Annotated in this window: 15 protein-coding genes; all 15 read right to left on the bottom strand. The window is 69.0% G+C overall.

Going from position 1 to position 16,731, the window contains the following annotated elements:
- Positions 1-332 precede the first annotated feature (332 nt).
- Positions 333-2,315: a chemotaxis protein CheA gene (locus FHY09_RS11410; protein ID WP_166927006.1), complete on the bottom strand. Its 1,983-nt coding sequence runs from the start codon at positions 2,313-2,315 to the stop codon at positions 333-335.
- Between the two features lie 54 nt (positions 2,316-2,369).
- The gene (locus FHY09_RS11415; RefSeq protein WP_166927007.1) at positions 2,370-2,735 is read right to left on the bottom strand and encodes a response regulator; all 366 of its coding nucleotides are present in this window, start codon (positions 2,733-2,735) and stop codon (positions 2,370-2,372) included.
- Positions 2,732-3,040 (bottom strand): STAS domain-containing protein, encoded by a 309-nt coding sequence (locus FHY09_RS11420; protein WP_166927008.1) that lies wholly within the window; start codon positions 3,038-3,040, stop codon positions 2,732-2,734. The genes FHY09_RS11415 and FHY09_RS11420 overlap by 4 nt, the downstream gene beginning before the upstream one ends.
- Positions 3,041-3,118: 78 nt before the next feature.
- Positions 3,119-4,366 carry a chemotaxis protein CheW gene (locus tag FHY09_RS11425; protein WP_166927009.1) on the bottom strand — a complete coding sequence of 416 codons (1,248 nt, stop codon included), beginning with the start codon at positions 4,364-4,366 and terminating at the stop codon, positions 3,119-3,121.
- Positions 4,363-5,145 carry a ParA family protein gene (locus FHY09_RS11430; protein ID WP_166927010.1) on the bottom strand — a complete coding sequence of 261 codons (783 nt, stop codon included), beginning with the start codon at positions 5,143-5,145 and terminating at the stop codon, positions 4,363-4,365. Before FHY09_RS11430 ends, FHY09_RS11425 begins: the two co-directional genes overlap by 4 nt.
- Before the next feature lie 4 nt (positions 5,146-5,149).
- Positions 5,150-6,136 carry a flagellar motor protein MotD gene (motD, locus tag FHY09_RS11435; protein WP_166927011.1) on the bottom strand — a complete coding sequence of 329 codons (987 nt, stop codon included), beginning with the start codon at positions 6,134-6,136 and terminating at the stop codon, positions 5,150-5,152.
- Position 6,137: 1 nt separating this feature from the next.
- On the bottom strand, positions 6,138-6,878 hold the full coding sequence (locus FHY09_RS11440; RefSeq protein WP_166927012.1) for a flagellar motor protein: 741 nt from the start codon (positions 6,876-6,878) through the stop codon (positions 6,138-6,140).
- 76 nt (positions 6,879-6,954) lie between these two features.
- Positions 6,955-8,790: a chemotaxis protein CheA gene (locus FHY09_RS11445; protein WP_166927013.1), complete on the bottom strand. Its 1,836-nt coding sequence runs from the start codon at positions 8,788-8,790 to the stop codon at positions 6,955-6,957.
- Between the two features lies 1 nt (position 8,791).
- The gene (locus tag FHY09_RS11450; RefSeq protein WP_166927014.1) at positions 8,792-9,400 is read right to left on the bottom strand and encodes a protein phosphatase CheZ; all 609 of its coding nucleotides are present in this window, start codon (positions 9,398-9,400) and stop codon (positions 8,792-8,794) included.
- Positions 9,400-9,792 (bottom strand): chemotaxis response regulator CheY, encoded by a 393-nt coding sequence (gene cheY / locus FHY09_RS11455; protein WP_166927015.1) that lies wholly within the window; start codon positions 9,790-9,792, stop codon positions 9,400-9,402. The genes FHY09_RS11450 and cheY overlap by 1 nt, the downstream gene beginning before the upstream one ends.
- A 22-nt stretch (positions 9,793-9,814) precedes the next feature.
- Positions 9,815-10,558 (bottom strand): RNA polymerase sigma factor FliA, encoded by a 744-nt coding sequence (locus tag FHY09_RS11460; protein ID WP_166927016.1) that lies wholly within the window; start codon positions 10,556-10,558, stop codon positions 9,815-9,817.
- The gene (locus FHY09_RS11465; RefSeq protein WP_166927017.1) at positions 10,555-11,442 is read right to left on the bottom strand and encodes a MinD/ParA family protein; all 888 of its coding nucleotides are present in this window, start codon (positions 11,440-11,442) and stop codon (positions 10,555-10,557) included. Before FHY09_RS11465 ends, FHY09_RS11460 begins: the two co-directional genes overlap by 4 nt.
- Positions 11,429-13,315: an AAA family ATPase gene (locus tag FHY09_RS11470; protein ID WP_166927018.1), complete on the bottom strand. Its 1,887-nt coding sequence runs from the start codon at positions 13,313-13,315 to the stop codon at positions 11,429-11,431. The genes FHY09_RS11465 and FHY09_RS11470 overlap by 14 nt, the downstream gene beginning before the upstream one ends.
- A gap of 148 nt (positions 13,316-13,463) precedes the next feature.
- Positions 13,464-15,569 carry a flagellar biosynthesis protein FlhA gene (flhA, locus tag FHY09_RS11475; protein ID WP_166927019.1) on the bottom strand — a complete coding sequence of 702 codons (2,106 nt, stop codon included), beginning with the start codon at positions 15,567-15,569 and terminating at the stop codon, positions 13,464-13,466.
- Positions 15,566-16,696 (bottom strand): flagellar biosynthesis protein FlhB, encoded by a 1,131-nt coding sequence (flhB, locus tag FHY09_RS11480; RefSeq protein WP_166927020.1) that lies wholly within the window; start codon positions 16,694-16,696, stop codon positions 15,566-15,568. Before flhB ends, flhA begins: the two co-directional genes overlap by 4 nt.
- Between the last annotated feature and the right edge of the window lie 35 nt (positions 16,697-16,731).

Consider the following 16,731-nt stretch of genomic DNA (forward strand, 5'->3'; position numbering starts at 1 on the left):
CGGGTGCTCCAGTGCGATGCAGCGTGCCTGGGGGCGGCGCTGGCGGGGATCGAAGGCGGTCATTCGGAAGGGGCGGCGGCGCCGGTGTCACGCCGTCACTTCTGATAACGGCGCGTACCCGTTTCACTTGAGATGAAGTTCACACTTTTTTTCGCCGGCGCACGGGTGCAGGGCCCGCCAACGCGAGCACGCAAAAGGGCAGCGGACAGCCCTGCCCATGCGCGGGGCGCCGGCCCACGCCCGCGCGAGGTCACAGTTGCGGTGTCCGGACGAAAAAACAGCCGGGCAGGGCCCGGCTGTCTGGGGTGATGCCGGGCGGTGACGCCCGCCGATCAGGCCGCCTGCGGAACCCGCAGCGAGCGGACCAGGCCACCGATGTCCACGATCAGCGCCACGCGGCCATCGCCGAGGATGGTCGCACCGGAGACGCCGTCGATGCGCCGGTAGTTGTTCTCGATGTTCTTGACCACCACCTGCTGCTGGCCGACCAGTTCGTCCACTTCCAGCGCGATCTTCTGGCCATCGCCTTCCACCACGACCACCAGCGATTCGCCGGCGGGCCGCGTGCCGTAGCCGTAGAACTCACTCAACGAGACGATGGGCAGGTACTCGCCACGCACCCTCAGCACGCGGCCTTCGCCGGCCATGCTGCGGATCTCGCTGGCCTGCGGCTGCAGGGCCTCCAGGACGTAGGCCAACGGCAGGATCAGCGTTTCGTTGGCCACCGAAACGGTCATGCCGTCCAGGATGGCGAGCGTCAGCGGCAGGCGGATCAGCGTGCGCGTGCCGGCGCCGCGGTGGCTCTCGATCTGCACCTCGCCACCGAGTGCCTGGATGTTGCGGCGGACCACGTCCATGCCCACGCCACGCCCGGACAGGTCAGTCACCGCATCGGCGGTGGAGAAGCCCGGCTGGAAGATCAGATCCCAGACCTGGGCGTCGGTGGGGTTGTCCGGCACGGCCAGGCCGCGCTCGGCCGCCTTGGCCAGGATGCGGTCACGGTTGAGGCCGTGGCCATCGTCGCTGACCTCGATGACGATGTGTCCGCCCTGGTGCGAGGCCGCCAGGGTGATGGTGCCGGTCTCGTCCTTGCCGGCGTTGCGGCGGACCTCGGGCATTTCCAGGCCGTGATCGATGGAGTTGCGCACCAGGTGCACCAGCGGATCGGCGATCTTCTCGATCAGGCCCTTGTCCAGTTCGGTTCCTTCGCCGATGGTGCGCAGGCGTACGTGCTTGCCCAGGCGGGTGGAGAGGTCGCGGACCAGGCGCGGGAAGCGCCTGAAAACGGCATCGACCGGCAGCATGCGCACGCCGATCACCGCTTCCTGCAGATCGCGGGTGTTGCGTTCAAGCAGGTCCAGGCCGGCGAACAGCTGTTCTGCGTGGGCCGGATCGATCGCATTGGAGACCTGCTTGAGCATGGCCTGGGTGATGACCAGCTCGCCGACCAGGTTGATCAGCGCGTCGACCTTGTCCACGCTGACGCGGATCGAACTTTCGGCTTCCTGCTGCGCCGCGGCGGGCGCGGTGGCGGCCGGCGCGGCCGCAGGCGCCGGCGCGTCTGCGGCCACCGGTGCCGGGGCGGCCTGCGTGGCCAGGCTTGGCGGGGCCGCCGGACGGATGTCCAGTTCGCAGTCGTCCACCACCCAGGCGAAGGTGTCTTCGATCTTGCTGCGCGGGATGCGGCCGATCAGGCCGAGGTCCCAGGCCAGGTGGGCTTCGAAGGGATCAAGCTGTTCGAAGCCGGGCAGCCGTTCCATGCGTGCCTGCACACTGAGCGGGCCCAGGTGCTCCAACTCGCGGATGATGCGCAGCGGGTCGTTGCCACTCATGAACAGTGACGGCGCCGGCACGAAGCCGATCTCCCACGCTTCGGGATCGGGCTCGGCCACGGCGGCCGGCCGGGTGCTCGCCGCGGGTGCGGCCTGGCCGGAGAGGATGGATTCCAGGCGCGCCTTGATCGCGGCCACGGCGGCCGGGTCCGCGGGCTGGCCGTGCTCGGCTTCGCGCAGCAGGGCGCGCAGCACGTCGACCGAGGCCAGCATGGCATCGACCGCGTTCGCCTCCAGGGCCCGCTTGCCCGCACGCAGTTCGTCCAGCAGCGTTTCAAGCACGTGGGTCAGGCTGGCGATGGCATCGAAGCCGAACGTGCCTGCACCGCCCTTGATCGAGTGGGCGGCGCGGAACACCGAATTGATGATCTCCGCATCGTGCTGACCCGATTCGAGGGTCAGCAGTCCCGATTCCATGGCGTCCAGTCCTTCGCGGCTCTCTTCGAAGAAGGTGGCGTGGAAACGCTGCAGGTCCATGCTCATGTGGGGGGCGATCCGTGGTGCGAGGGCGGGAAGGGGCTCAGGAATGCGGGGCGATCAGCCCAGCACCTTCTGCACGGTGGCGACCAGCTGTTCGGGGTTGAACGGCTTGACCAGCCAGCCGGTGGCACCGGCGGCCTTGCCTTCGGACTTCTTGTCGGCGGCCGATTCGGTGGTCAGCATCAGCATCGGGGTGAACTTGTAGTCCGCCAGCTGGCGCAGTTCACGGATCAGCGAGATGCCATCCATGTTCGGCATGTTGACGTCGGTGACCACGGCATTGAAGCGCTGGCCCTTGGCACGGGTGAGCGCCACCGCGCCGTCCTCGGCTTCTTCGACGGCGAAACCGGCCGAGGTGAGGGCGAAGGAAACCATCTGGCGCATCGACGCCGAATCGTCCACCACCAAGATACGTGCGCTCATGCCGCGTTCTCCACAGATTTCAGGTTGTCATGGGGTACAGCCAGGCCGAGGGCCTGGCCGACGCCGAGCAGTCGCACGGCATCGTTGAAAGTGGCGCTGCCGCCACTGAATCCGGTCGCCAGCCCGGTGCTGCGGCGCTGCTGCACGAAGGCGCACAGCACCTGCACGGCAGCGGTATGGATGCGGCCGACGCGGCTGACATCCAGGCTCACCTCCGCGGCGTCCCCGATCAGGGGGGCGAGGCGGTTCTTGAGCTCGGTGCTGCTCTCGATGCCGAGATCCTCACCCAGGTCCACAGTAGTCATCGTTGCTCCGGACAAACGGTTCCAAGGTCATTAACGGCGAACCGTCGGGAAGCTTTAGCCTTCCGTTGAGGCCGGCATTCAGTTCAGCAGGCGGGTAGCGTCGAGCAGGATCATCGGTTGCTGCTGCAGGCGCGCCACGCCGCGGAAGATATCGTTGCTGATCCGGCAGATGCGGGCGGTGTCGGGGGGTTCGATCTGGGATTCGGACAGATTGGTCACGTCCTCCACTGCCGAGACACGCAGGCCCATGATGTCGCCATTTTCTTCCAGCACCACGATGCGGGCGAGGCTGTCATCGGCCGCGGCCTGGGCACCGAGGTGTATGCCGAGGTCCATCACCGGCACCACCTGGCCGCGCAGGTTCATGATGCCCAGCATCTCCGGACGGGTGCCGCGCAAGGGCAGCAGGGGTACCGGCAGCACCACCTCCTGCACCTTGAGCAGCTCCAGCGCGTAGGCCTGGGGGCCACAGCGCAGGCGCAGCCAGCGGGTGGTGCGTTCGGTGGCGCGGCGATTGGCGTTGGGGCTGCTGGCCGGCTGCTGGGCCTGCAGTTCGTGCCAGCTGGCCGGGCGTGCGCTGCCGTCAGCCGGGGCGGCGGGTTGCGCGCGTGCGGCGAAGGGGGCCTGGAACGCCGGGGCGATGGCCGGCGCGGCGGGGGCCAGCCTGGGCAGGCGCGTGGACGGTGCCGGCGGCGGTGTATCGGCGGGGACCTCGGCCGCTGCGGCGAACGCGGCCTCCAGGTGCGGGCTGTCGGCGTTGGTCAGCACGGCACTGGCGTCCGGGTCGGTCTCGTAGATGACCTCGTCGGGCAGGTCGTCCCAGGTCGGCTCCGGCGTGGCGGCCGCGTTGGCGCCAGGCTGGCCCGCAGCGTCGGCGATGCCGACGCCGGCCACGGCGTCGAAAGCGGCCTGCAGCGCGGCATCGTCAGCCACCGCGATGGCGACATCGGCAGCCAGCGTGGCCGGACCGCTCTCGTAGATCACCTCGTCGGGCAGGTCGTCCCAGGTCGGCTCGCGGGCAGGCGCGGCCGCGTGGGCGTCGGCGATCTCCGCGCTGGCCACGGCGTCGAAGGCGGCCTGCAGCTCGGCATCGTCGGCCACCGCAATGGCCACATCGGCGGCCAGCGTGGCCGGGCCGGTCTCGTAGATCACCTCATCGGGGAGATCGTCCCAGGTCGGCTCGCGGGCCTCGCCGCAGGCGCCTGGGGCGTCATGGGCAAGGACCGCAGCGCTGGCATCCGCCGTGGCGGGCGCGCCGACCGGCGCCGCCTGGACCGGGCCGAGCAGCTCCACCAGGTAGTCGTCGAGCACGTCTTCGCGGTTCATGCGGCCTGCTCCAGCGCACGCGCATCGTCGGCCAGGATCCACTGCAGTGCACGCCGGTACGCGGCCAGGCCGCGGCCCGGGTACTCGTCACCCACCACCGGCAGGGTCAGCGCAGCGGCCTGGCTGATGCGCGTATCCACCGGGATCGCATCCTCCCAGACCCGCGCGCCATGGCGCTCCTGCATCTGCCGCAGGCTGTCGGTGCCTGCGCGGGTGCGGCGGTCGAACAACGTCGGCAGGATCGACATCGGCATCGGGCGCCGGCGCGAACGCTCGACCATCTCGCCGGTGCGTACCATGCCATCCAGGCCGTGCAGTGCCAGCGGTTCGGCCTGGGTCGGAATGATCAACCGGTCAGCGGCGGCCAGGGCATTGATCATCAGCAGGCCAAGGGTCGGCGCGCAGTCGAGCAGGATGTAATCGTGACGGCCCTGGTGGCGCGACAGCGCACTCTGCAACGCCAGGCCGAGGCCGGGCTGGTTGGCGCTGCGGCGCTCGAGCGTGGCCAGGCCGGCCTGTGCGCAGATGAAATCAAGGTGCGCGATCGGGCTGGGGCGGGCGAGGCTGGACAGCTCGGCAGGCGGACTGGCGAACAGCTCCAGCACGCCGCTGGGCACCGGCTCCAGCGCAACGCCGAAGGCGCGGGTCAACGAAGCGTGGGGGTCGAGGTCGATCAGCAGCACACGATGTCCCAGCGCGGCCAGGCCACGGCCGAGGGCGAGGGTGGTGGTGGTCTTGCCGACGCCGCCCTTCTGGTTGGCGATTGCCCAGATGCGCATCGATCTACTCCTTCATGGCTGACGTGGCGGCGGCGCCGGCGGGGCGGCCTGCCGTCGGCGGCGCACTGGGCGCCGTCCGGGTGGGGGAGGGGGAACGCGGGGTGTCTGCCGAAGCAGTGGCCACGGCATCCAGCTGCGGTGCCACGGCATCGGCCGCGCGGCCGGTATCGGCCAGGATGATGGCCACCACGCGCCGGTTGCGGTTGCGCCCGGCCGCGGTGGTGTTCTCCGCGCGCGGGCGGAACTCACCGTAGCCGACCATGGCCAGCCGATCCGGTTGCAGGCCCTGGTCGGCGAACAGGTGCACCACGCTGGCCGCACGTGCGGCCGACAGTTCCCAGTTGGAGGGGAACTGCGCGGTGGCGATCGGGATGTCGTCGGTATGGCCTTCCACGCGCACGCCGTTGGGTGCATTGCGCAGCACGTCGGCCAGGCGGGCCAGGGTGTCGCGCGCATGCACGTTCAACGTAGCCGAGCCGGTGGGGAACAGGATGTCGCTGTTGATCTCGACCTCGATCCACAGTTCGTTGCGGCGCACGCTGATCATGCCGCGCTCGATCAGCGGCGCGAGCGTGGCGGTCAGGCCGTCGGCGATCATGCCCAGCTGCTGTTCGGCCTGCTGCAGGCGTGCCTGGTCGCGCATCGAAACCGGGCTGCGCATCTGCGCGGCCATCGAAGGCAACAGCGAGGCGTCGGTCACCGGCGAGGGCAGCGACGGCCCCACGCGGTTGCCCGTCTTGATCACCGACGGGCTGTCCCACTGCGCGCCCTGCACCTGCTGGTTGCCGACCTGCACCGGATTGATGGTGCGTGGTGCGCCGCCGAAGGCATCGGTCAGCGCATCGGCCATGATCCGGTACTTACCCTCGTTGACCGAGGAGATGGCATACATCACCACGAAGAAGGCAAGCAGCAGCGTCATCAGGTCGGCGTACGGGATCGCCCAGGCCTCATGGTTGGCATGTTCTTCGTGCGGGCGGCGGCGGGCCATGTCAGTGCAGGAACCCGGAAAGATTGGTTTCGATGTTGCGCGGATTCTCACCCTGCGCGATGGAGATCAGTCCCTCGATGGCCATCTCGCGGTCGCGCGTGTTGTGGGCGATGACACTCCTGAGCTTGGCGGCCACCGGCAGGAACAGCAGGTTCGCCGAGGCGATGCCGTAGATGGTGGCGGTGAACGCGGCGGCGATGCCGTGGCCGAGCTTGCTGGGGTCGGCGAGATTCTTCATCACCGCGATCAGGCCCAGCACCGCACCGATGATGCCGAGCGTGGGCGCGTAGACGCCCATGGCCTCGAAGACCTTGGTCGCGGCCAGGTCCTGGTGTTCACGGCTGCTCAGTTCGATCTCCATCATGTGGCGAATGCTTTCCGGCTCCACGCCGTCCACCAGCAGCTGCAGCCCCTTGCGCAGGAACGGGTCGCGCTGCGCGTCCACCTGCGCTTCCAGGCCGAGCAGGCCCTGGCGGCGGGCGATGTTGCTCCATTCCACGATCTGCAGGATCAGGGCGCGGCGATCACTGGCCGGCGGACGGACGACCCAGCCGACGATCTTGAACGCATGCCTGAAAACGGCCGGGCAGGTGTGCAGGAGGATCGCGGCGATGGTTCCCACGATGACGATCACGAAGGCGGCGGGCGACCACAGCGAGGCCAGTCCGGCGCCCTTGAGGATGCTGCCTCCGACCAGTGACGCCAGGGCGAGGAAGAGTCCGATGAGGCTGAGTCTGTCCATGGTGGTTGGTATCGGCCTGGCGTGCGTTGACTTGAGGTGCCGGCCGGCAGGGTGCCGACCGACGTCACGTTTTCATTCAGTCGTGCGGGCTGCGCAGCCCGTCGACGTCCAGGATGAGCGCCATGCGCCCGTCGCCGATCAGCGTGGCACCGGCATAGCCGCGCAGGCCACGCAGCGCCTTGGGCAGCGGCTTGATCACCACTTCCTCGCGTCCGCGGACCTGGTCGACCACCAGCCCGAAGCGGGCCTCGCCGGCCTGCAGCACCACGATGGTGAGCAGTGCGCTCTGCATCGGTTCCACGTCCAGCCAACGGCGCAGGTCGACCAGGGCGAGGGTGTGCGAGCGGCGATCAAGCACCGCCCGGCCATCGAACCAGCCCAGCGACGTGGACGGTGCATGCAGTACTTCCATCACGCGGGCCAGCGGCAGCGCATAGACATCCTCGCCCGCCTGCACCAGCAGGGTCGGCAGGATGGCCAGGGTGAGGGGCACGCGGATCAGGAAGCGGCTGCCGCGGCCCAGCTCGGACTGGATCTGGATCTGCCCGCTGAGCTCGCGGATGCGCGACTGCACCACGTCCATGCCCACGCCGCGGCCGGAGATATCGGTCACCTCCGCCTTGGTCGAAAAGCCGGGCAGGAACACCAGGTGCAGGCACTCCTCGGTGCTCAGCCGCGCGGCGGCTTCCGGGTCGATCAGGCCCTTCTCGCGGGCCTTGGCGCGCAGTTTTTCCGGATCGATGCCGGCGCCGTCGTCCTGCACTTCGATGCTGACATAGTCCCCTTCCTGCTGCGCCGACAACCGCACCTGGCCGCTGCGTGGCTTGCCCTGTGCTTCGCGCAGCTCGGGCATCTCGATGCCGTGATCGATGGCATTGCGCACCAGGTGCACCAGCGGATCGGCCAGGGCCTCCACCAGGTTGCGGTCCAGCTCGGTCTCGGCGCCGAACAGGTCCAGCTCCACTTCCTTCTTCAGGTTGCGCGCTACATCGCGGGCCACCTTGGGGAAGCGTGAGAACACCTTGCCCACCGGCTGCATGCGCGTGCGCATGACCGCCGACTGCAGGCGTGCGGTGGCGATGTCCAGCGTGGAAACCGCGCGATCGAGTTCTTCATCGCGCAGGCGCGCACGCAGGGTCTTGAGGCGGTTGCGCGAGAGCACCAGTTCGCCGATCAGGTTGACGATCGCGTCCAGGCGCTTGGTATCCACGCGTACGGTCTGTTCGGCCTCGGCGACCACGCGCGGCGGCTTGGCGGCCGGCGCGGGCGCTGGTGCGGCCGCAGGCGCGGGGCGGGCCGGCAGTGGGCGCGGGGTGGGCGAGGAGGGCGCGTTGGCACCGGGCACGCCGCCGCCGTGCAGCTGGTCCAGCAGGGCCTCGAATTCGTCTTCGCTGATCAGGCCATCATCGGCCGGCGGTTTCGCGGCGGCCTTCGCATTGCCCTGCAGCTGGTCCAGCAGTGCTTCGAACTCATCGTCGGTGATCAGGTCCGGGTCGGCCGATGCGGCGGCCGGGCCCGCGCCGGCCGCTGTCGGAGCGCCGACATCGAACTGCGCGATCAGTTCCGCCGGGGCGTGTCCCGGCTCTTCACCGCTGGACACCGCATCGAGCATCGCCTGCAGGTAGTCCAGCGACTGCTGGCCGGCATCGAAGTGGTGCGGCTGCAGCGTGGCCTGGCCGGAGCGGGCCAGGCCGAGGGTTTCCTCGGCGGCGTGGCAGAGCTCGACCATCGGCTGGATGCCGAGAAACCCCGCACCGCCCTTGAGCGTGTGGTAACCGCGGAACACCGCGTTGAGCTGGCCGCTGTCCTGCGGGTCCTGCTCCAGGGTCACCAGCTGTTCGCCGAGACGATCCAGGATTTCCTGCGCCTCGATGATGAAGTCCGCAGCGATGTCGTCGGCGATTCCACTCATGTCACAGCCCCAGGTCGGATAGCAGATCGTCGGCGTCGTTCTGGGACACCGCGTGGCGGTCGATGCCGCGCACGGCCGGGCCGGCCAGCGCCGGTTCGTTGGCGCCGTGCTTTTCCGGCGGCAGCCCAAGGGCGCCGAAGCCTTCATGGACGCGGCGCACGATGCCCACCACGCGGCGGATGATCTGGCCGGTCAGGTCCTGGTAGCTCTGCGTCAGCGCGATCTCGGTGAGGTTGTGGCGGATGCGCTCGAGCTGCCCTTCCTGGTCGGCGTTGAGGCCGTCCGCGCGCAGCTGCTCGGTCAGGCGCCGGCATTCCTCGGCCAGGTCCAGGGTGCGGTGCGTGGCCTGTTCGGTCATCGCCACCACGTGGTCCAGGCGGGCGCAGGCATCGTCCAGCTCGCCGGCCTCGCTGGGCAGCGTGGGCAGCTCGCCGAGCGCCTGGCCCAGCTCGCGTGCCAGCCGCGAAAGGCCGGCCATCATCGGCTGGGTGCGTGCGGCGGCCAGTCCGTCGATATGCTGGCGCCAGCCGGCTTCGTCACCGCTTTCCAGCGCGGCCAGGGCATCCTGCAGGCGCTGCACCAGCAGCGATTTCTCCGCGATCGTCTCCATCAGGCGCTGGCCGCCAGGCGTTCGAAGATCTTGCCCAGCTTTTCTTCCAGCGTCTGCGCGGTGAAGGGCTTGATGATGTAGCCGTTGACCCCGTTCTGCGCCGCTTCAATGATCTGCTCGCGCTTGGCTTCAGCGGTCACCATCAGCACCGGCAGCGTCTTGAGCCGGTCATCGGAGCGGATCGCCTTGAGCAGCTCGATGCCGGTCATCACCGGCATGTTCCAGTCGGTGACCACGAAATCGAAGGGCTGGCTCTGCAGCAGCGTCAGCGCGGCATGCCCATCTTCGGCTTCGGCCGTATTGGTGAAGCCCAGGTCGCCGAGCAGGTTCTTGACGATACGACGCATGGTCGAAAAATCGTCGACGATCAGGATGCGCATGTTCTTGTTCAAAGCGGGTTTCCTCGTGAGTGCTTTATTCTTCCAGGCCGGCGTCGGCAGCCTGGAAGACCTTCAATCGGCCACGCAGGCGCAGGACCGCCTGGCCGTGGATCTGGCAGACGCGGGACTCGCTGACACCCAGCACCGCGCCAATCTCTTTCAGGTTCAGTTCCTGCTCGTAGTAGAGCGAGAGCACCAGCTGTTCGCGCTCGGGCAGCAGGCCGATGGCCTTGCCCAGCTCGCGCCCGAACTCGCCCCGTTCCAGCACCTGCTGCGGCGTCGGACCGCCCTGTGCGGGGGTGTCCAGCTCGCCCTGGTCTTCGATGCGCGATTCCAGGCTCAGCACCTGGCCGCGCGCGGCATCTTCCATCAGCCGCAGGTAGTCCGGCAATGGCATGTCCATCGCGGCCGCCACTTCGGTGGCACTGGCGGCACGGCCACCGGCCTGCTCCAGGCGGCGGATGGTGGCGGCGGCATCGCGCGCACGGCGGTGTACCGAACGCGGCACCCAGTCGCCGCGTCGGATCTCGTCGATCATCGAACCACGGATGCGGATCGAGGCGTAGGTTTCGAACGAGGCGCCCTGTTCGGCGTCGTAGCTGCGCGAGGCCTCGATCAGCCCCATCATGCCGGCCTGCACCAGATCGTCCACTTCCACGCTGGCGGGCAACCGCGCGGCAAGGTGATGGGCGATGCGGCGGACCAGGTCCGCGTGCTGGGCGATGCACTCGTTGGCGGAGTTGCGCTGCACTTCGCGGTAGTGGGCGGCGGCTTTCATGCGATCACCCCGCGCTGGCGCAGGATGCGTTCCATGAAGAACTCCACGCCGCCGCGCGGTACCGTCGGAGCCTGCCAGCGCGCGGTGCGCCGGGCGATCTCGTTGATCGCCAGGGCCGAGGGGCTGGATGGATAGGCTTTCACCACCGGCTGCTGGCGCTGCACGGACAGGCGCAGCCAGTCATCCTGCGGCACGCAGCCCAGGTAGTTGAGCGAGACATCGGCGAGGAACTTCTCGCAGACCCGCACCAGCTTTTCATACAGCACGCGGCCTTCGTTCGGGTCCCGGACCATGTTGGCCACCACCTGGATGCGGTCCACGCCGCGCTCGCGCGAGAGCACCTTGATCAGCGCGTAGGCATCGGTGATGGAGGCCGGCTCGTCGCAGACCACCACCACCGTGTCCTGCGCGGCCTGGCAGAAGGTGAGCACGCCATCGCTGATGCCGGCGGCGGTGTCCACGACCATCACGTCCAGCTCGCGCTCGAGTTCGGAAAACACGTTGACCAGGCCCACGTGCTCGGCCGGGGCCAGTTCGGCCATGTGCCGGCGGCCGGAGGCGGCGGGCACCACGAGCACGCCGTTGGGGCCTTCGATGATGACGTCCTCCAGCGTGCAGCGCCCGGCGACCAGGTCGGCCAGGGTCAGCTTGGGGTGCAGGCCGAGGATCACGTCGATGTTGGCCAGGCCGAGGTCGGCGTCCAGCAGCAGCGTGCGTTTGCCCATGCCGGCCAGTGCCACGGCCATGTTGGCCGAAACATTGGTCTTGCCCACGCCGCCCTTGCCGCCGGTGACGGCGATGGTGCGCACGGGCCCGAGCGGCTGGCTGCGGGTAGCCGACAACGGGAAGGTGGTGGTCAGCTTGGCGTACTCACGCGACTGCATGGTTCAACTCCGGGTTGCAGGGCATATCGGCCGCGCGGCGCAGATCTTCAAGGCGAAGTACGAGATTGGCGGCACTGGCGCGGTGCAGGTCTTCCGGCACATCCTGGCCGTCGGTGACCCACGTGATGGGCAGGCGGTGGTCGGCGGCCACCGAAAGGGCGCTGCCGAAGCGGCCGGTTTCGTCCAGCTTGCTGAGCACCACGCCCTGCAGGTTGGCGGCACTGAAGCGGCGCACCACTTCGTCCATGTCGTTGAAGCTGGTGTTGGCCGGCAGCACCAGCAGGCTGCTGACCTGGCGCGCGGCACGCAGCCACTGCAGCTGCGCGACCAGGGTGCGGTCGCGCGGGCCCAGGCCGGCGGTGTCGATCAGCACCAGCTTGTAGTCCTTCAGGCGCTCCAGCAGGCGGTCCAGGTCGCTGCCACTGTTGGCCTCGTGCACCGCGATGCCGAGCTGGCGGCCGAAGCCGTACAGCTGCTCGCGCGCACCGATGCGGGCGGTATCGGTGGTGACCAGGGCCACATCGCGCGGGGCATGCGTTTCGGCGAAACGCGAAGCGAGCTTGGCGATGGTGGTGGTCTTGCCGGCGCCGGTGGGGCCCACCAGCGCGATCACCCCGCCAGCCTCCAGCGGGTCCACCGGGGCGATCGGCAGGCGGCGCGAGATCAGGCCCAGCATCAGGCCGCGGCTGCGGTGCGCTTCCGTGTCCAGCGGAATCTGCAGGGTGATGTCACGGCACATGCCGGCATCGAAGCCGTACTCTTCCATGAGGTCGAGCACGCCTGAACGCACCGGGCTGCCGCGCAGGCGCTCGTCGGTGAAGCGGTTCATTTCGCGCTCGATGATCTGGCGCATGCCGGCCACTTCATTGCGCAGGCTGCGCAGTTCGCCATCATCACGCGGGACCACCGTGAGCACGGGGGCCTGCACGGCAGGCGCGGCGGCCACCGGCGCCGGCGCGATCGCGGCCACGGGCGGATCCACCCGGGTGATCTCGTGCTGCACGAAGACCGGTGCTGCAGGTTCGGCAACGGCGCCCGCGGCGAACGGGGCGAGCGGGGCCGTCGGGGCCAGCGGTATGGCTACATGGGCCGGTTCGACGGCGTCCACGGCGACCGGGAGCGGCTCGTACAGGGTCGGCACGCGCGGCTGCGCGATGGCCTGTGCGTGCAGCGGCAGGGGCGGCGGCAGGGTCACGTCGGGCTGCAGGCGCGGCGCCTCCTGCGGCGGATCGATGTGGAACACCGCCCGAGTGCCCGTGGCGGGGCTGTCCACGCGCCGCTCCGGGTCCCTCGGCGCCGGCTGCTCCGCCCGGGCGAAGGGCGCGAAGATCTGTTCCGGCAGCGACGCCGTTTCCTTGACGGGTGCTTCGGATTCCGGCACTTCGAAGCGTGCGACGTTGAAGCGTGCCTCATCCGGGCGTGCGCCATCGAAACGGGACAGGCCGGCGGCACGGGCGAGGGTGGCGGCGAACCCGGTGCTGCCGCGCGGCGGCACGCTTTCGTTGGCCGAATCCAGGGTGCGGCCGGTGGCGCCGACCGCAGCGCGGGCCAGGGCGGCCACGGCCGAGGTGGTGGCGGCGGCGGGCGCGGGCTCGGTATCGGGTTCGCGACGGCGGCGCGTCATCGCCGCGATCATCGCATCGGCGGCGCTGCGCGGGCGCGGCGGCGGCGCTGCGGGCGCCGGGGCGCTGTCACGACGGGCGGCGTCCAGGGCGCGCTGCACCACTGATTCATCGTAATGGGCGGCGGCCACGATTTCGACACCTTCCGCGATCCGCCGGTTGGAGAGGATCACGGCATCCGGGCCGTGTTCCTTGCGCACCAGGTTCATGGCCGAGCGCATGTCGGCGGCGACGAATCGTTTGATTTTCATGCTGGCGTTCCGGGACGGCGACGTGGCGGACGAAGGGGAGTGCATCGGTTCAGTGGTAAGCACGGCGAGTAATCCCCTTGGTCGAGTGGTCTGACAGGTGTGTGTTCGGTGACGCGGGTACGGCGTGTGGCGGTTTTCCGTCGCGGCCTCAGCTGATCGTGCCGACCAGCTTCAGGCGCTTGTCTTCCGGCACTTCGCTGTAGGCCAGCACCGACAACGCCGGGACGCTGTGGCGGACCAGCCGTGCCAGCGCGGCGCGTACCGTTCCCGGTACCAGCACGACGGCGGGCTCGTTGCGGGCTTCCTGCTTGCCCACGCATTCGGCAAGACTCTGGTGGAGCCGTTCGGCGAGACCGGGTTCCAGCGCAGCGCCGTTGCCCTGCGTGGACTCCTGCAAGACGCGTTCCAGTTGCGGATTGAGGGTGAACACCGGCAGCTCCGGCGACATCCCGGCGATCTCCTGCACGATGAAACGGCCCAGCGTGTTGCGCACCGCCGCCGTCAGCACGGCCGGGTCCTGGCTGGTCGGGGCCGTTTCCACCAGTGCCTCGGTGATCTTGCGCAGCTGGCGCACGGGGATGCGTTCAAGCAGCAGGTTCTGCAGCACGCGCACCACCACCGACAGCGGCAGCGCTTTGGGCGTGAGGTCTTCCACCAGCTTGGGCGCGCTCTTGCCGAGGTTGGCCAGCAGCTGCTGCACTTCTTCGTGGCCGAGCAGGTCCGGGGCGTGCTCACGGATCAGGTGCGAAAGGTGCGTGGCCATCACCGTGGCCGGGTCGACCACCGTATAGCCCATGGACTCGGCATGGGCACGCTGGTGCGGCTGGATCCAGGTGGCGTCCAGGCCGAAGGCGGGATCCTTGCCCGCGATGCCCTCCAGCTGGCCCAGCGCACTGCCCGGATCGAGTGCGAGTTCGCGGTCGGGATGGATCTCGGCCGTGGCCACCGGTACGCCGTGGACCAGCAGGCGGTAGCCGGACGCCGGCAGTTCCAGGTTGTCACGGATGTGCACGGAGGGGATGAGGAAGCCCAGGTCCTGCGTCAGCTTGCGGCGCACGCCCTTGATCCGTGCCATCAGCTCGCCGCCCTGCGCCGCATCCACCAGCGGGATCAGCCGGTAGCCCACTTCCAGGCCGAGCGGATCCACCGGGCGCAGGTCTTCCCAGCTCAGTTCGGCGGTCGGTGCGGGCGCGGGGCGGCCGAGTGCCGCCGGCGAGCCCGGCGCCGCCGGCGTGGCGGATTCTCCGGCCGCGCCGGCAGCCTGGTCCTTCTTCCAGATCTTCCAGGCCAGCAGGCCCAGGATCGCCGCCAGCGTGAGGAAGGCCACGTTGGGCATGCCCGGCACCAGTCCGACCAGCCCGATGATGCCGGCGGTGATCGCCAGCGCACGGTACTGGCCGAAGACCTGTCCGGTCATTGCCGCGCTCATGTCCTGCGCGCGCGAGGCGCGGGTGACCAGCATCGCCACCGCGCTGGAGACCAGCAGGGCCGGCAGCTGCGCAACCAGGCCGTCACCGATGGACAGCATGGTGTAGGTGGCGGCGGCATCGCCGAAGGCCATGTTGTGCTGGAGCATGCCCACGGCCAGGCCGCCGACCAGGTTGATGAAGAGGATCAGCAGGCCGGCGATCGCATCGCCGCGGATGAACTTGCTGGCACCGTCCATCGCACCGTAGAAATCGGCTTCCTCGCGCACTTCCTCGCGCCGGACCTTGGCTTCTTCGCGGGTCAGCAGGCCGGCATTGAGGTCGGCGTCGATGGCCATCTGCTTGCCGGGCATGGCATCGAGGATGAAGCGCGCGGTGACTTCCGAAACGCGGCCGGCGCCTTTGGTGATCACCACGAAATTGATGATGGTCAGGATGGCGAAGACCACGATGCCGACCGCGTAGTTGCCGCCGATGACGAACTCGCCGAAGGAGGCGATCACCTTGCCGGCCGCCTCGTGGCCGTTCTGGCCGTTGAGCAGGATCACGCGGGTGGAGGCCACGTTCAACGCCAGGCGCAGCATGGTGGTGACCAGCAGCACGATGGGGAAGATGGTGAAATCCAGCGGGCGCTTCACGTAGACCACCGCCAGCAGCACCATCAGCGAGATGGCGATGTTGAAGGTGAACAGCGCATCGAGCACCGGCGCGGCCAGCGGCACCACGACCATCGCCAGCAGCGCCAGCACGATCAGCGGCGCGCCAATCCCCTGGCGGATCATGCCGAGCATGCGGCGCGTATTGAATCCCGGAGCCTGCGTGCTCATGGGTGTTCTCCTGGACCGAATTCATCCACGGCGATCAACGGGGTGGGCGGCATCGGCCCGGTGCGCCAGGTGCGCAGCTGGTAGACGTAGGACAGGACCTGGGCCACGGCGGAGTACAGTCTCACGGGGATTTCCTTTCCGAGTTCCCCCTCCCGATACAAGGCGCGTGCCAAAGGCGGGGCGGACACGATCGCCACCTTGTTGCCCTCGGCCACCTGGCGGATGTGGAGCGCGGTCTCGTCCACGCCCAGCGCGACCACGGTGGGGGCACCCATGCGGTTGCCTTCGTACTTGAGGGCCACCGCGTAGTGGGTCGGGTTGACCACCACCACGTCCGCAGTGGGCACCGCTTCCATCATGCGGCGGTTGGCCATCTGGTGCTGCAGCTGGCGAATGCGGCCCTTGACCTCCGGGCTGCCGTCGCTTTCCTTCATTTCCCGCCGCAGTTCCTCGCGGGTCATCTTCAACTTGCGGTTCCAGTTCCAGCGCTGGTACGGGGCGTCGATGGCGGCCAGCAGCAGCATGGCCCCGGCCGTGGCCAGCAGCAGCTTGAGCGTGAAGCCCAGCCCGCCCACGATGGCTGCCTCAAGCGGGCGGTCCATCAGCATGGTCAGCGGTGCGATGCTGGACCAGATGACCAGGCCGGCGGCACCGCCGACGAAGGCCACGCGCAGCAGTGATTTGGTGAACTCGGCGATGGCTTCCGGCCCGTACAGGCGCTTGAGCCCTGCGGCCGGGCTGAGGCGTTTGAAGTCCGGTGCCAGGGAGGTGTTGGACCAGCGCAGGCCGCTCATCAGCATCGGTGCGGCCACGCTCGCCAGCAGGCACACGACCAGCAGCGGCGCGGTGGCCAGCAGCAGGCGCAGCAGCAGGTCGCCGAAGTGCCCGAAAAGTTCGGCCGGGTGCTGGCGCAGGGCCAGGTCCGGCTGCAGGGCCCGCTTCATCCAGGCCAGGCCTTCGCGCGCCAGCGTGCCGCCACTGGCCATGAGGGCCAGTACCCCGGCCCCGAACACCGCGGCGGTGCCCAGCTCGCGCGAGCGCGGGATGTTGCCCTTCTCACGGGCATCGCGCAGGCGTTTTTCGGTGGGTTGTTCGGTCTTTTCGCCGGCGGATTCTTCTTCGGACATGGCACGCGGCAGCGGGAGGGTGCACGCTTACGTGC

Source organism: Xanthomonas sp. 60, assembly GCF_011761925.1.

Bases quoted from the DNA above. Each gene is read 5' to 3' on its own strand.
- FHY09_RS11410 (WP_166927006.1), bottom strand. From the start codon at position 2,315: ATGAGCATGGACCTGCAGCGTTTCCACGCCACCTTCTTCGAAGAGAGC.
- FHY09_RS11450 (WP_166927014.1), bottom strand. From the start codon at position 9,400: ATGGAGACGATCGCGGAGAAATCGCTGCTGGTGCAGCGCCTGCAGGAT.
- FHY09_RS11420 (WP_166927008.1), bottom strand. From the start codon at position 3,040: ATGACTACTGTGGACCTGGGTGAGGATCTCGGCATCGAGAGCAGCACC.
- FHY09_RS11440 (WP_166927012.1), bottom strand. From the start codon at position 6,878: ATGGACAGACTCAGCCTCATCGGACTCTTCCTCGCCCTGGCGTCACTG.
- FHY09_RS11470 (WP_166927018.1), bottom strand. From the start codon at position 13,315: ATGAAAATCAAACGATTCGTCGCCGCCGACATGCGCTCGGCCATGAAC.
- FHY09_RS11465 (WP_166927017.1), bottom strand. From the start codon at position 11,442: ATGCAGTCGCGTGAGTACGCCAAGCTGACCACCACCTTCCCGTTGTCG.
- FHY09_RS11430 (WP_166927010.1), bottom strand. From the start codon at position 5,145: ATGCGCATCTGGGCAATCGCCAACCAGAAGGGCGGCGTCGGCAAGACC.
- FHY09_RS11460 (WP_166927016.1), bottom strand. From the start codon at position 10,558: ATGAAAGCCGCCGCCCACTACCGCGAAGTGCAGCGCAACTCCGCCAAC.
- FHY09_RS11425 (WP_166927009.1), bottom strand. From the start codon at position 4,366: ATGAACCGCGAAGACGTGCTCGACGACTACCTGGTGGAGCTGCTCGGC.
- flhB (WP_166927020.1), bottom strand. From the start codon at position 16,696: ATGTCCGAAGAAGAATCCGCCGGCGAAAAGACCGAACAACCCACCGAA.
- FHY09_RS11415 (WP_166927007.1), bottom strand. From the start codon at position 2,735: ATGAGCGCACGTATCTTGGTGGTGGACGATTCGGCGTCGATGCGCCAG.
- FHY09_RS11445 (WP_166927013.1), bottom strand. From the start codon at position 8,790: ATGAGTGGAATCGCCGACGACATCGCTGCGGACTTCATCATCGAGGCG.
- motD (WP_166927011.1), bottom strand. From the start codon at position 6,136: ATGGCCCGCCGCCGCCCGCACGAAGAACATGCCAACCATGAGGCCTGG.
- flhA (WP_166927019.1), bottom strand. From the start codon at position 15,569: ATGAGCACGCAGGCTCCGGGATTCAATACGCGCCGCATGCTCGGCATG.